The sequence below is a fragment of the Micromonospora sp. WMMD708 genome, assembly GCF_049315245.1.
In the GTDB taxonomy this organism is placed as follows: domain Bacteria; phylum Actinomycetota; class Actinomycetes; order Mycobacteriales; family Micromonosporaceae; genus Micromonospora; species Micromonospora wenchangensis.
Genome location: NZ_CP186060.1, coordinates 1,374,018 through 1,386,942 on the forward strand (window position 1 = coordinate 1,374,018; position 12,925 = coordinate 1,386,942).

Consider the following 12,925-nt stretch of genomic DNA (forward strand, 5'->3'; position numbering starts at 1 on the left):
GAGCCGGGGCGGCCCCGGCTCAGCGGCGGGACGGGCCGCCCGCCGTCGCCGGCGCCTGTGCCATCCGTAACGCCCAGTCCAGGGCGTAGTCGGCGACCGCCTCCCAGCCCGGCTCACCCACCGTGAAGTGTGAGCGGTCGGGGAACTCGTGGTACGCGGTGACCGCGCGGGACTTCTGGTAGAGCCCGGCGTTCGCCTTGACCAGCGACGGCGGGGCCACGTGGTCCTGGCCACCGGCGATCAGCAGCAGCGGCGGCCGGTCGTCGCGGCCGGTGTCGACGGCCGCGGCGGAGTGCGGGTCGAGGTTGGCGAACGCCCCCTCGAACAGTACGTGCCCGGCGGCGGGGACGGCGTAGCGTCGCCAGGCCCGGTCGGAGTCGTCCGGCTGGAGGGTGTTGCCGAAGGCGTACCGGAACTCGTCCGGGCTGATCTGCACCCCCCGGTGCCGGTTGACCGGGCTGCGCAGCACCGGGTACGACGCCCGCAGCGTGCTGATCGGCAGCCGGAGCACCCCCTTGACCGGCGCGGACGCGACCGCCACGACGGCCGCGCCGAGCCCCCGGTCGGCCAGCACCTGCGCGACCAGCCCGCCGAACGAGTGGCCGATCACGATCGGTGCGCCGGGCAGCTCGCGGATCACCGCCGCGTAGTGGTCGATGATCTGCCGCAGGGTGGTGCCGGCGATCGTCCCCGGGTCGGCGCGCAGCGCGGTCACCTCCCGGTCGAAGCCCGGCCAGGCGGGGGCGAGCACCCGGAACCCGCGTGCGGCGTACCGCTCGGCCCAGCCCTCCCAACTGCGTGGTGTCATCCACAGCCCGTGCACGAGCACCACCGTGTCGACCTGCCCGTTCGACGCGTTCCGCATGCGGTCCTCCCCGACCTCACCCACCCGACCCCGGCCGCATACCCACCATCGACCCCCCGATGCCCCGCCCCACCCACGGCCAGCCGAGAACCACCGTCACCCCTGTGGAGGTGCGTGGTGGTCAAGAGGTTTACGTCAGGATCCGGCCCGGCGGACGACGCAAATCTCTTGATCACCGGGCACAGCGGGTGCGGTGGCGCGGCGGCACAGCGGGTGCGGCGGGTGCGGCGGGGCGGGGTGGCCGGCTCAGGACGTGGTCAGGGCGTCGACGACGACGAGTTCGGTGCCGGGGCGCACCTCGTCGAGGAGGGTCCGCTGGGCGGTGCGGGTCAGCCGGATGCAGCCGTTGGTGACGTCCTCGCCGAGGGTGTCGTCGTCCTGCCAGCTGTGCAGGCCGATGTGCGCGCCCCGCAGCCCGGTGGGCACCGCCTCCGGGTCGTCGGGGACGGCGCCGAGGGCGAAGACGTCCACCCCGCCGTAGACCGGTTCGGGCGGCGGCGTGGTGCCGAGGATGAAGGTGCGGCCGAGGGGGGTCTCCTGGCCGGGCTGGCCGAGGCTGACCGACCAGGTGTGCACCGGTCGGCCGTGCCGGTACCAGGTGAGCTGGTGGGTGCGCCGCTGCACCACGATCTGGTCGCGCAGGACGACCGGACTCCAGCCCCCCTCGGGTAGCCAGGCCAGTCGACGGTTCGCCGAGGGCAGCAGGACCGCCGTCCAGCCGGTGCGCCGCTGCACCACCGGCATGGTCAGCTCCACCCCGCTGATGGTGGGGGCGAGCAGGGCGCGGGGGCGTCCGCCCGGTGCGTCGTACGCGGCGATGTTCCGGGTCGGGGTGACGCCCTCGGTCAACGGGGTGACGTCGAGCGGGTGCGGATCGGCCGGGAAACCGGCGGGGGCCGGGTCGTAGTCGATCACGGGCAGGCCGGGCGGGGCCGGCGCGGCGGGCGGCACGGTCTCGTCCTCGTGCGGGACGGCCACGGGCGGTGGTGGAGCCGCCGCCCGCCGGGTCGGGGCGGGTGCGTCCGAGCGCAGCGCCACCCCGACGAGCAGGGCCAGCACCAGCAGGGCCGCTACGCCGACGACGGCGACGAGCGGCCCCCGGCCCCACCGTTCGATCATCCGGTCAAAAGCCACGAAACCACTCTAAGGGGCAGGTAGCTCCACCCGGCGCGAATCGTCCCGACGGGCCCCCGATCCCCGGCCGCCCACGCGCCGGGACGCCGTACGCCGAGCCTTACACGCGTCCCGGACCGGGGTGGTTCGACGATCCGCCGAGAATTTTCGGCGGCGGCACTGATCCGTACGCGCCGGAGGTCCGTACTGGAGGTGGGAGCAGGGTCGGCCGGTGGTGGCGCCGCCGTTAGACGATCGAGGAGCAGATGGCCCGGGCACAGCAGAACGAGAAGGCGGCGACGGTCCGGACCTCCACCAGCAGCCGTGGTGTCCGGACAGTGTCGAAGGGCACGATGGCGCTGATGGTGGCGTCCGCGCTGGGGTTGCTCTGGGCCGGCGTCGAGATGACCGGCAACGGCGCGGCGATGTACGCGTACGGCTTCTTCTTCACCGAGTTCTTCGCCGGGGTGGTCGCCCTGGTGTCGCTCAGCCTCACCGTGATGATGGGCCTGCTCGCCACCGACCGGCTGGTCCTCATGATCCGGCACCGGGTGCTCCTGCAGTCCGCGCACCGGGCCACCGGCATCCTCGGCGTCGTCGGCCTGGTCTTCCACGTCATCACCAAGATCGCCATCGGTCGGGCCGGGCCCACCGACGCCGTGGTGCCGTTCATCGGTGGCAGCGGACTCTACGTCGGGCTCGGCACGGTGGCCGCCTTCCTCATGGTGAGCGTGCTGTGGACCGGCATCGTCCGGGTCCGCTTCGCCGGGGTCGGGCCCAAGTGGTTCTGGCGCAGCCTGCACTCCCTGGCGTACCTGTCCTGGCCGTTCGCCCTGTTCCACGGCCTCAACGCCGGTCGGGCCGCCAAGTCCTGGGTGGTGCTCAGCTACCTGGCCTGCGTCCTGCTGGTGGTGGTGGCGCTGATGGTGCGGCTGTCGGTCTACCTCGGCAAGCGCAGCCGCGAACAGCAGCAGGCCGCCGCGCTGAACAAGGCCATGACGGGCAAGGGCGTCGACGAGGGCAAGGGCCGGACGCTGCTCACCGGGCTCGGCCGCAGGAAGGAGGAGGAGAAGGAGAGCCGGAGCAGTTGGGCCGAGGCCGCCCTCGCCCCGTCCTGGAACGCGCCGACCGGCAGCGCCCGGCGTCGCGACCCCGAGCGGTTCACCGTCCCGGTCGTCCCCGAACCGGGCACCCTGCGCGAACCCGTCCGGGGTGGCCGGGGCCGTACCACCCAGGAGACCGCGCCGGCCCCCCGCCGCGAGCGCGACCTGGAACCGGCCGCGCGCCGCCGGACCGTCGAACGGGACGACCGCGACGAGCGGCCCCGCCGCCGCGACGAGGACGTCGCCCCGGTGTCCGGCGGTCGCCGGTCCCGTTACGAGGAGGACGTCGCCCCCGTCTCCGGTGGTCGCCGGTCCCGCTACGAGGAGGACGTGGCCCCCGTCTCCGGTGGCCGCCGGTCCCGCTACGACGAGGACGTCGCGCCGGTCTCCGGCAGCCGCCGTCGCGACCGCGACGAGGACGTCGCCCCCGTCTCCGGTGGTCGGCGTACCCGCTACGAGGAGGACGTGGCCCCGGTGTCGGGCGGTCGCCGCTCGCGGTACGAGGAGGACGCGGCCCCCGTCTCCGGCGGTCGGCGGTCCCGCTACGAGGAGGACATCGCCCCCGTCTCCACCGGTCGCCGGGCCCGGCGCGACGACGACGTGGCCGCCCGCTACTCGGCCCCGCCCCGGCGGCGCAGCGAGGAGCCGGAGGAGCCGTGGGACAGCCCGCGCCGCTGGGAGGACACCGGCCGGCCCGTCTCGGCCGAGCCGATCTCCGCCGCCCCGCGCAGCGGTTCCGGCCGGCACAGCGTCGAGGCGGACGTCCCGGAGGAGCCGGACTACTGGCGTCCGCCGGCCCGCTACGTCGCCGACGACATCCCCGTCGACGACACCCCGACCCTGGTCGACCTGGCCTCCCGGCGGGCCCGCAAGGCCACCGGCGACAGCCGCAGCCGGCGCAAGGGCAAGGCCAACGCGGACGCCGTCGACGGGGCGTACTGGGCCGGGCTGCGCGGTGAGGCCAAGTGATGCGCACGAAGGTCCCGCCGGTCGCCTGCATCGGCGAGCCCCGGCTCACCGCCGGCTTCGCCGAGTTCGGCCGGCTCGACCTGATGGCCCACGAGATGGAGCACGGGCCGATCGGCCCGATGGAACCGGCCAACCTGCTCCGGCTGGCCGAGGCCATCCAGCTCAAGGGCAAGGGCGGGGCGGGCTTCCCGTTCTACCGCAAGTTCAAGGCGGTACTGGAGTCCTGCGAACGGCAGGACCTGCCCGCCGTGGTGGTGGTCAACGCCACCGAGGGGGAGCCGGCGAGCTGGAAGGACAAGGTACTGCTCACCCGGGCCCCGCACCTCATCCTCGACGGCGCCGCCCTGGCCGCGTACGCGCTGGACGCCGAGGAGATCGTGCTCTGTGTCGCCGACGACCTGATCGGCCGGGACTCGCTCACCGACGCCCTCGCCGAACGCCGGATGCCGGTACCCACCACCATCGTCACCGTGCCGCACCGGTTCATCTCCGGCGAGGGCGGCGCGCTGGTCAACGGGATCAACGGACTGCCGCACATCCCGCCGGGCACCAAGAAACGGTCCAGCGACTCGGGCGTCCGCAACCTGCCCACCCTGCTGTCCAACGCCGAGACGTACGCCCAGGTGGCGATCGCCGCCCGGCTCGGCCCGTACGAGTACGCCGCGCTCGGCACCGACGACGAGCCCGGCACCGTGCTGCTCACCGTGACCGGCCAGGCCAAGCGCGCCGCCGTGGTGGAGTGCGCCGCCGGCACCCCGCTGCGGGACATCCTCGACCTGTGCGAGGTGCCGGAGGGGCCGGGCATCCTGATGGGCGGCTACCACGGCCGCTGGATCACCTGGGAGGCGGCGCAGCGGGCCGAGATCACCCGCAAGAGCCTCACCAGCGTCGGCGGCACCCTGGGCGCCGGCATCATCATCCCGCTCGGCCGGGACACCTGCCCGCTCGGCGAGGCCGCCCAGGTGGTCCGCTACCTCGCCGGGGAGTCCGCCGGCCAGTGCGGGCCGTGCAAGCGTGGCCTGCCCGACCTGGCCCGCGCCGTCGACCTGGCGGTCTCCGGCAGCGCGCCGGTGGAGGTGGTCCGGGCCGCGGCCGGTGACGTGAAGGGCCGGGGCGCGTGCAGCCACCCCGACGGCACCTCCCGCTTCGCCCTCTCCGCGATGGAGGTGTTCGCCGACGACCTGCGGCAGCACACCACCGGTGAGGGGTGCGGCAAGCGGGTAAAGGGCGTGATGGGGCTGCCCGGAGCGCCCGACGCCAACCCCCGCAAGCTCACCCTGGACTGGTCCCGCTGTGACGGGCACGGGCTGTGCGCCCACGTCGTACCGGACTTCATCCGGCTCGACGGCAACGGTTACCCCGCCTTCCCGTCCACCCCTGTGCCGACCTGGCTGAAGGAAGGTGCGATGAAGGCGGTCAAGGTCTGTCCCGAACTCGCGCTGCGGCTGGTCGAGGCCGAGTAGCACCACCGAGAGGAGCACCGGATGCGGTCGTCGTCGTCACCCAGCAACGGGCCGGAGGGTCGACCGGCCGCCCGGCTCGCCCTCGCCGCCACCCTGGCCGGCACCCTGCTGGCCGCCTCGGCCTGCGCCGTCGGGCCGACGGCGGCGCAGCCGGCCGCCGAGGTCGCCGTCCCGGTCGCCGTGCCGTCGTCCGCAGCGCCGTCGTCCGCCGCGCCCACCCCGACCGGGGCACCGGCCGTGGTGCCCGACGCGCTGCGTTTCACCGCCAGGACCCTCGACGGTACGGCGTTCTCCGCCGCCGCCCTGGCCGGCCGCCCGGTGGTGCTGTGGTTCTGGGCACCGTGGTGCGCCACCTGCGCCAGCCAGGCGTGGACGGTCGCCGAGATCGCCCCGAAGTACCGGGACACGGTGCCGATCGTCGGGGTCGCCGGCCTCGGCGAGCAGAAGGCGATGCGCAGCTTCGTCACCGAGTTCGAACTCGGCGGCACCACCCAGATCGACGACCGGGCCGGCGCGCTGTGGCGGCGCTTCGAGATCGTCGAACAGAGCACCTTCCTGATCATCGACCGGGAGGGGAAGGTCGTCCACCAGGGCTTCCTCGACGGCGAGGACCTCACCCGCCGGGTCGCCGCGCTGGCCGGCTGATGACCGGCCCGCTGCTGCTCGCGCTGACCGCCGGGATGCTCGGCGCGGTCAACCCGTGCGGTTTCGCGATGCTGCCGGCGTACCTGTCCCTGCTGGTCGCCGGGCCGGCGGACGGTCGCGGAACGGTCGGCCGGGCACTCACCGCGGCGGCCGGCCTGACCTTCGGGTACGTCGTGGTGTTCGGGGCCTTCGGGATGGCCGTCGCGCCGCTGGCCGACTGGCTGCGCCCCCGGCTGCCCTGGCTGACCGTGACCCTCGGGCTGGGCCTGCTGGCGCTGGGCTGCTGGCTGCTCGCCGGCCGCCGGCTGCCCACCCCGCGCCCGTCGGCCCGCGCCCCCCGGCTGACCCGTTCGCTGCCGTCCATGGCGCTGTTCGGCATGGCGTACGCCCTGGCGTCGCTGAGCTGCTCCATCGCCCCGTTCCTGGCGATCGTGGTGACCAGCCTCCAGGCCGGGTCGACCCTGCGCGGGCTGGCCCTGTTCGTCGCGTACGCGATCGGGATGGGCCTGGTGGTGACGGTGGCGGCGCTCGGCGTGGCGCTCCTGCGCGGCCGGGTGGTCCGTGGGCTGCGCGGCGTCGGCGCGTGGGTGCCCCGGCTCAGCGGTGTGGTGCTGCTCGTCGCCGGCAGCTACGTCGCCTGGTACGGCTGGTACGAGGTCCGCCTCGCCCAGGGTCGGCACGACGCCTTCGGTGACCCGGTGGTGGTCGGCGCGGCCCGGATGCAACGGATGCTGGTGACGGCGCTGGACACGGCCGGCCCGGCGGTGCTCGCCGGGCTGCTGGTCGTGCTGCTCGCGGTGGCGGCCCTGCGGCACCGTGGCCGAACCCGCACCGCAGACGCCGAACGGACGTGAGGACGGTGGGCGGCGGGTGCCCGCAGGACCCCGCCGCCTACCGGACGCCTCAGCGCAGCGGGGTGAGCCGGTCGGTGCCGAGCCGGTCGCGGAGCACCTCGGGCACCAGCACCGAACCGTCGGGCTGCTGGAACTGCTCCAGGATGGCCGGGAAGAGCCGGCTGGTGGCCAGCGCCGAACCGTTGAGCGTGTGCACGAACCGGGTCTGCTTGCCGCCCGGCTCGCGGTAGCGGATGGCGGCCCGACGGGCCTGGTAGTCACCGGCCCAGGAGACCGACGACACCTCCTTGTACTTGCCGGTGCTCGGCATCCACACCTCGATGTCGAGGGTCTTCCTCATCGAGGCGCTGGCGTCACCGGCGGACAACAGGCTGCGCTGGTAGTGCAGGCCCAGCTTCTCGACCAGGCTCTCCGCGTGGGCGAGCATCTCCTCCAGCGCCGCGTCGGCCTGCTCGGGCAACGTGAACTGGAAGATCTCCACCTTGTTGAACTGGTGCCCGCGTACGGTGCCGCGCTCGTCGGAGTGTGAACCGGCCGCCTCCCGCCGGTAGCAGGGGGTGTACGCGAACGCCTTGAGCGGCAGCTTGGAGGTCTCCAGGATCTCGTCCTGGTAGGCGCCGAGGATAGCCGTCTCCGAGGTGGGCAGCAGGAACTGCCCGCGCGGGGCGGACTCCCGGTCCAGGTGGTAGACGTCGTCGTAGAACTTGGGGAACTGCCCGGCGGCGAAACCGGCGGTGTCGAGCAGCAGGTGCGGCGGGAGCAGGAACTCGTAGCCGGCCCGCACGTGCTCGTCGATGAACCAGTTGATCAGCGCCCACTCCAGCCGGGCGCCCAGGCCGGTGTACATCCAGAAGCCCGAACCGCCGAGCTTGACGCCCCGCTCGTGGTCGACCAGGCCGAGTGCCCGGCTCAGCTCCACGTGGTCGCGGATCTTCTCGATGACCGGTGGCGCACCGAAGGTCTTCACCACCCGGTTGGCCTCCTTGCCGCCGGGCACCACGTCGTCGGCGGGTAGGTTGGGCAGCTCGCTCATCGTGCCGCGCAGCCGGGACTGCACCTCGTCGAGCTGGGACTCCAGCTCGGCGAGCTGCTTGCGCTCGACCTCCGGCGCGACGGACTCCGGCGTGGTGCCGGCCCGCTTCGCCTGCGCGTACGCCCGGGCCTCGGCCTTGCGGCGCTGCCGCTCGGCGTCGATCTCCGTGATCAGGGCGCGGCGTTCCTGGTCGAGTCGCTGGATGTCGTCCAGGACCCGGTTGACCTCGGCGGGATCCAGTCGCTTCGCGAGCGCGGTCGCCACCGCCTCGCGATCCTTCCGGATCAACTCCATGTCGAGCATGCTGCTGCGTACGCTCCGTCCAGGCGGTCAGGGTGGGACCCTCCGATGCTACCGTCGCGCCCGCCGTCCCCCGGCCCCGGTGCTGACGCCCGCCGCCCTGGGCCCCTCGGGCGGAGGTCCCGCACCGGTGCCACCCGCACCCGCCGCTGGCGACGGACACGCGCCTGCCTTGGCCATCCGGCCCTCTGCCTCGTGCCCGGTCCGGCCTGACGGCAGGCGACTCGACCGATCACCGAAGGTCACGGTGCTGGGTTGATCTCATAATTCACTCTCGGTGATCACTGTCGGTGCCGCTTTCGTGCCCGCCGCAGTCTGCTGACCCAAGCATCGCCGTTGATCAGGGATTTCTGTCTGAGGTGCCGGGACCCTCCACTACCCCCACTCGCACGCTTTGCTCTGCTGCTCCCGAAGCGACGGTTACCTGACGTGGTCGTCGCGTCCATGGCAGCAGAGCAAAGCGTGCGGAGGTGGCAGGGCAGGCCGCGGAGGTTGTCACCTTGCGTAATCGCTCGTCGGGTGGTGGCGTCCACCGGCGGCCCTGGCCAGCACTGGTCAGCCCCGGCCGGTGGGTGCGCGTGCGGGGCCGCAGGGCGGTGGCGCGAGGCGCGGGGTGCCCGCCCGGCGCGGGGGCGTCAGAGCCGGATCGGCATCAGGATCGAGAAGGTGTCCTCGTCGTCGGGGCGGCGCACGGCCAGCGGGGCGATCGGGCCGTCGAGTTCCAGCACCAGCTGCGGGCCACCGGCGGCGTCCAGCGCGTCGAGCAGGAAGTCCCCGTTCACCCCGACCAGCAGGTCGCCCGCGTCCGGCCCGGCCAGTTCGGCGGCGTCGACCAGGCGCAGCCCGTCGCGGTCGTCCACCCCCAGCACCGTCACCGGCAGCGCCACCCCCTCGTGCTCCCGGGTCACCGTGGGGGTGGCCGACCGTAGCGCGCTGCGCAGGCTCGCCACGTCGACCGGGACCCGCCGGGCCGACGTGTCCGCCGGCCGGTGCAGCAGCCGCCGGTAGTCGGTGAACTCGTACGGCAGCACCGCCGAGCGGGCCTCGACCCCGGCGACGGCGACCGTGACCTCCCCGTCGGCGACGGTCAGCCGCACCTGTTCGCCGGTGCCCAGCAGCGCCCGGAACTCGTCAACGGCCGCCGCCGGCAGCAGCGCCCGCACCGGCGGGCCGTCCACCCGGCCGTCGGCCCGGGCCAGCGCCATCCGGTACCGGTCGGTCGCCACCAGCCGGACACCGTCGGACTCCACGTCCAGCAGCACACCACCGAGCACCGGCAGGTCGGGGTCGGTGCCGACGGCGAACCGGACGGCGTCGACGGCGGCGGCCAGGGCGGCGGGGGACAGGGTGATTCGGGTGGTCATCCAAGACTCCTCGGGATCGATCAGGGCACGGACCCGGGAGAGTTCGCGGCGGGCGTCGGCGAGACCGTCCTCCAACCGGCGCAGGTGCGCGTCGAGCAGCAGCCCGACCCGCGCCGGATCGTCGCGCAGCCGCAACGCGGCGGTGATCCCGGCCAGCGGCATGCCGACCCGGCGCAGGCCGGCCACCAGCCGGGCCGGTGTCACCTGCCCGGCGGTGTACCAGCGGTACCCGTTCAGCGGGTCGACGAGCGTCGGGGTCAGCACCCCGCACCGGTCGTAGAACCGCAGCGCGCTGACCGTCAGGCCACTGGCCCGGGCCAGCTCGCCGATGCTCAGCAGCTCGCTCTCCACGCCCATGATGCTGTCGTCTCAACCAGGTCGAGGGTCAAGCCCGCACCGGCCGCCGCCGGCTACGGAAGCACCCGGAACGTGATCCCCGCCCGCACCAGCCGCTCCAGCAGCGCGTCCCCCATCGCCGCCACCGGGGTGAGCTGCCCGGACGTGGCGGGCAGCTCGTCGTACGCCAGGCAGAGGGCCGACTCGGCGAGCATCTTGGCGGTCTCGTCGTAGCCGGGATCGCCGCCGGCCACCTCGGTGCGGACGGTCCGGCCGCCGCCCTCACCGACGAACCGCACCCGGAACCACGACCGGGCCCGCTGCTCCGCGCTCGGCCCCTGCCCGGAGGCGACCCGGCCGAGCAGCCAGCGCCGGGTCGGCGGCAGCTTCACCAGCCCGACCAGTCCCACCATCCCCACCCCGGCCAGCAGGACCGTCGGCAGCCGCTTGACGGCGGCGAAGTGCCGGTAGCGGAAGTCCGGTCCGTACTCCGGACGGGCGGCGGCGGACCGGCGCACCACCTGCGGGTCGATGGTGGGCAGCGGCACCGCCCACATGCCGACCGCCGCCGACCGGCCCAGCTTCCCGGCCACCGCCCGGACCCGGCGTCCGTCCGGCCGGGGCTCGACCGCCCGCCGGGCCCGCGCCGCCCGCTGCGCCTGCGCGGTACGCGAGAACGCGGTGAGCGCCGAATGGTACGTCCCGGCGGAGAACCTGCCCCCGGCCCGGACGAACCCGTCGACGCTGACCGGCCCCTCCACCGCCAACTGCCGGACGGTGTACCAGACACCCAGGTCGTGCGGCACCGAGTCGAAACCGCAGGCGTGCACCAGCCGGGCCCCCGTGCGCACCGCCTCGGCGTGGTGCCGCACGTACATCAGGTCCACGAACTCCGGCTCGCCGGTGATGTCGAGATAGTCGGTGCCGGCGGCGGCACACGCGGCGACCAGCGGCTCCCCGTGGTGCACGTACGGCCCGACGGTGGTGGCGAGCACCCGGGTGCCCGCCACCACCGCACGCAGCGACCCGGCGTCGGTGACGTCGGCGGTCAGCAGCGGCAGGGTGGCCAGGGCCGGGTCGATGGTGGCGAGCCGGTCCCGTACGGCCGACAGCTTCGCCGGGTTGCGGCCGGCCAGCGCCCAGCGCAGCCCCGCCGGGGCGTGCCGGGCCAGGTACTCGGCGGTCAGCCCGCCGGTGAAGCCGGTCGCGCCGAACAGGACGAGGTCGTACGGGCGGTCGGGGCGCATCCGCCGAGTGTGCCACCCGGGCCCGACCCGCACACCGGCTGGGCGGGCCACCGGGCGGCTCAGCCGTGCGGGGTGAACACCACCCGGACGCAGCCGTCGGCGCGGTCCCGGAACAGTGCGTACCCGGTCGGGGCCTGGTCGAGGTCGAACCGGTGCGTCGCCAGGTGCTCGGTACGCAGCTCGTCGCGGGCCATCCGGTCCAGCAACATCGGAATCCACCGTTGGCCGTGCTGCCGGGCGCCGCGCAGGGTGAGCCCCTTGTGCATCACCGCGCCCAGCGGGAAGGAGTCCACGAAACCGGTGAAGGTGCCCGAGACGAAGACCGTGCCGCCCTTACGGCAGGCGTGCACCGCCTCCCGTAGCGCCAACGGGTCCTCGACCGGGCCGCCCCGGCCGGTGAACCGGTCGGCCAGCGACGGCGGACGGCCACCGCCGTCGGCCGCCCCGACCGCCTCCACGCACACGTCGGGACCCCGGCCCCCACTGCGTTCCCGCAGCTCGGCGGGGACGTCGGTGTGCTCGTAGTGCAGCGTCTCGGCACCGGTGTGGCGTTCGGCCATCCGCAGCCGCTCCGGGTGCCGGTCGATCACGATCACCCGGTCCGCGCCGAGTACCGTCGCCGCCTGCGCGGTGAGCTGACCCACCGCACCCGCCCCCCACACCGCGACCACGTCACCGGGGCGGACCGCACCCAGCTCGGCGCCCATCCACCCGGCGGGGGCGGCGTCCGAGGCGAACACCGCCCGGTCGTCGCTGACCGGGTCGGGCACGGTGAACGCCCCCACGTCGGCGTACGGCACCCGGACGTACTCGGCGTGGCTACCGGCGAACCCACCCGCGGTACGGGGATGGCCGTAGCAGCCGCCGGTGGGCTGCCCCCAGGCCGCCTCGGTGACCGTCGCGCCGGCCGCGCCGTTGTCGCAGCAGGAGTACAGCCCCTGCCGGCAGTACCAGCAGTTCCCGCACGCCACGGCGGCGCAGACCACCACCCGGTCGCCGACGCGGTGCCGGCGTACCGCCGGGCCGACCTCGGCCACCTCGCCCAGGAACTCGTGCCCGAGCACGTCACCGACGGCCAGGCCCGGCACCCGACCGGCGAGCAACGGCAGGTCGGTTCCGCAGGTGGCGCTGCGCCGTACCCGCACGATCATGTCGTGGGCGTTGCGCAGCTCCGGGTCGGGCACCTGGCGTACCACGAGCCGGTCGACGCCCTCCCAGCACAGCGCCCTCATCCGGGCACCACCGGCCGGTCGGGTGCGGGCCGCTCGCCGGCCGGCCGGTCGGCGCGCAGTACCTCACCGGTCTCGACGACCTGCCGCACCGCGCGCAACACCTGCCGCAGGTAGCCGTCGGGGTCGTCGCCGACCAGGTGGGCGGCCATCCCGGGCAGGGCGGCGAGCCCACCGAGCGGCCGGACGGCCAGTTCGGTGCCGCGTCCGCCGGGGGCCGGCCGCAGATCCAGCTCCACCGCACCGGCCAGCGGTCGCAGCGGCTCGGGCCACCGCCCGTCGGGCAGCAGTTCCGCCGCCGGGACGCCGACCGTCACCACCTGCCAACGCCCCGACCCGACCGCCGTCCGCCGGGGTACGCGTCCCGACCGCCCACGTCCGGTCCGGGTCAGCCGTCCCATCCG

11 protein-coding genes are annotated in these 12,925 nt (G+C 74.5%); 4 read left to right on the top strand and 7 right to left on the bottom strand.

Features of this window, described 5'->3' with window-relative positions:
- Positions 1 to 19 precede the first annotated feature (19 nt).
- Both ACN260_RS06345 and ACN260_RS06350 read right to left on the bottom strand, forming a co-directional pair.
- Positions 20 to 865, bottom strand: coding sequence for an alpha/beta hydrolase (locus tag ACN260_RS06345; RefSeq protein WP_422755112.1), 846 nt, complete (start codon positions 863 to 865; stop codon positions 20 to 22).
- A gap of 246 nt (positions 866 to 1,111) precedes the next feature.
- Positions 1,112 to 1,999 (bottom strand): L,D-transpeptidase, encoded by an 888-nt coding sequence (locus tag ACN260_RS06350; protein ID WP_422755113.1) that lies wholly within the window; start codon positions 1,997 to 1,999, stop codon positions 1,112 to 1,114.
- 245 nt (positions 2,000 to 2,244) lie between these two features.
- Between ACN260_RS06350 and ACN260_RS06355 the strand changes: the two genes are divergently transcribed.
- The 4 genes from ACN260_RS06355 to ACN260_RS06370 are packed head-to-tail and all read left to right on the top strand — an operon-like array spanning position 2,245 to position 7,012.
- A complete protein-coding gene (locus tag ACN260_RS06355; RefSeq protein WP_422755114.1) occupies positions 2,245 to 4,050 on the top strand; it encodes a hypothetical protein in 1,806 nt (601 codons plus the stop codon).
- Positions 4,047 to 5,513 (top strand): NADH-ubiquinone oxidoreductase-F iron-sulfur binding region domain-containing protein, encoded by a 1,467-nt coding sequence (locus tag ACN260_RS06360; RefSeq protein ID WP_421483639.1) that lies wholly within the window; start codon positions 4,047 to 4,049, stop codon positions 5,511 to 5,513. Before ACN260_RS06355 ends, ACN260_RS06360 begins: the two co-directional genes overlap by 4 nt.
- 21 nt (positions 5,514 to 5,534) lie before the next feature.
- Positions 5,535 to 6,158 carry a TlpA family protein disulfide reductase gene (locus ACN260_RS06365; RefSeq protein ID WP_422755115.1) on the top strand — a complete coding sequence of 208 codons (624 nt, stop codon included), beginning with the start codon at positions 5,535 to 5,537 and terminating at the stop codon, positions 6,156 to 6,158.
- The gene (locus ACN260_RS06370; RefSeq protein ID WP_422755116.1) at positions 6,158 to 7,012 is read left to right on the top strand and encodes a cytochrome c biogenesis CcdA family protein; all 855 of its coding nucleotides are present in this window, start codon (positions 6,158 to 6,160) and stop codon (positions 7,010 to 7,012) included. The genes ACN260_RS06365 and ACN260_RS06370 overlap by 1 nt, the downstream gene beginning before the upstream one ends.
- Positions 7,013 to 7,061: 49 nt before the next feature.
- Here ACN260_RS06370 and serS read toward each other — a convergent pair whose 3' ends face one another.
- The 5 genes from serS to ACN260_RS06395 all read right to left on the bottom strand — a co-directional run bounded on the left by serS (position 7,062) and on the right by ACN260_RS06395 (position 12,922).
- Positions 7,062 to 8,348, bottom strand: a complete 1,287-nt coding sequence (serS, locus tag ACN260_RS06375) for a serine--tRNA ligase (protein ID WP_422755117.1) — start codon at positions 8,346 to 8,348, stop codon at positions 7,062 to 7,064.
- Between the two features lie 632 nt (positions 8,349 to 8,980).
- The gene (locus ACN260_RS06380; protein ID WP_422755118.1) at positions 8,981 to 10,066 is read right to left on the bottom strand and encodes a MerR family transcriptional regulator; all 1,086 of its coding nucleotides are present in this window, start codon (positions 10,064 to 10,066) and stop codon (positions 8,981 to 8,983) included.
- A 53-nt stretch (positions 10,067 to 10,119) separates the two neighbouring features.
- Positions 10,120 to 11,292 (bottom strand): saccharopine dehydrogenase family protein, encoded by a 1,173-nt coding sequence (locus ACN260_RS06385; RefSeq protein WP_422755119.1) that lies wholly within the window; start codon positions 11,290 to 11,292, stop codon positions 10,120 to 10,122.
- Positions 11,293 to 11,351: 59 nt separating this feature from the next.
- A complete protein-coding gene (locus ACN260_RS06390) occupies positions 11,352 to 12,524 on the bottom strand; it encodes a zinc-dependent alcohol dehydrogenase (protein ID WP_422755120.1) in 1,173 nt (390 codons plus the stop codon).
- On the bottom strand, positions 12,521 to 12,922 hold the full coding sequence (locus tag ACN260_RS06395) for a hypothetical protein (RefSeq protein WP_422755121.1): 402 nt from the start codon (positions 12,920 to 12,922) through the stop codon (positions 12,521 to 12,523). The genes ACN260_RS06390 and ACN260_RS06395 overlap by 4 nt, the downstream gene beginning before the upstream one ends.
- Positions 12,923 to 12,925 lie beyond the last annotated feature (3 nt).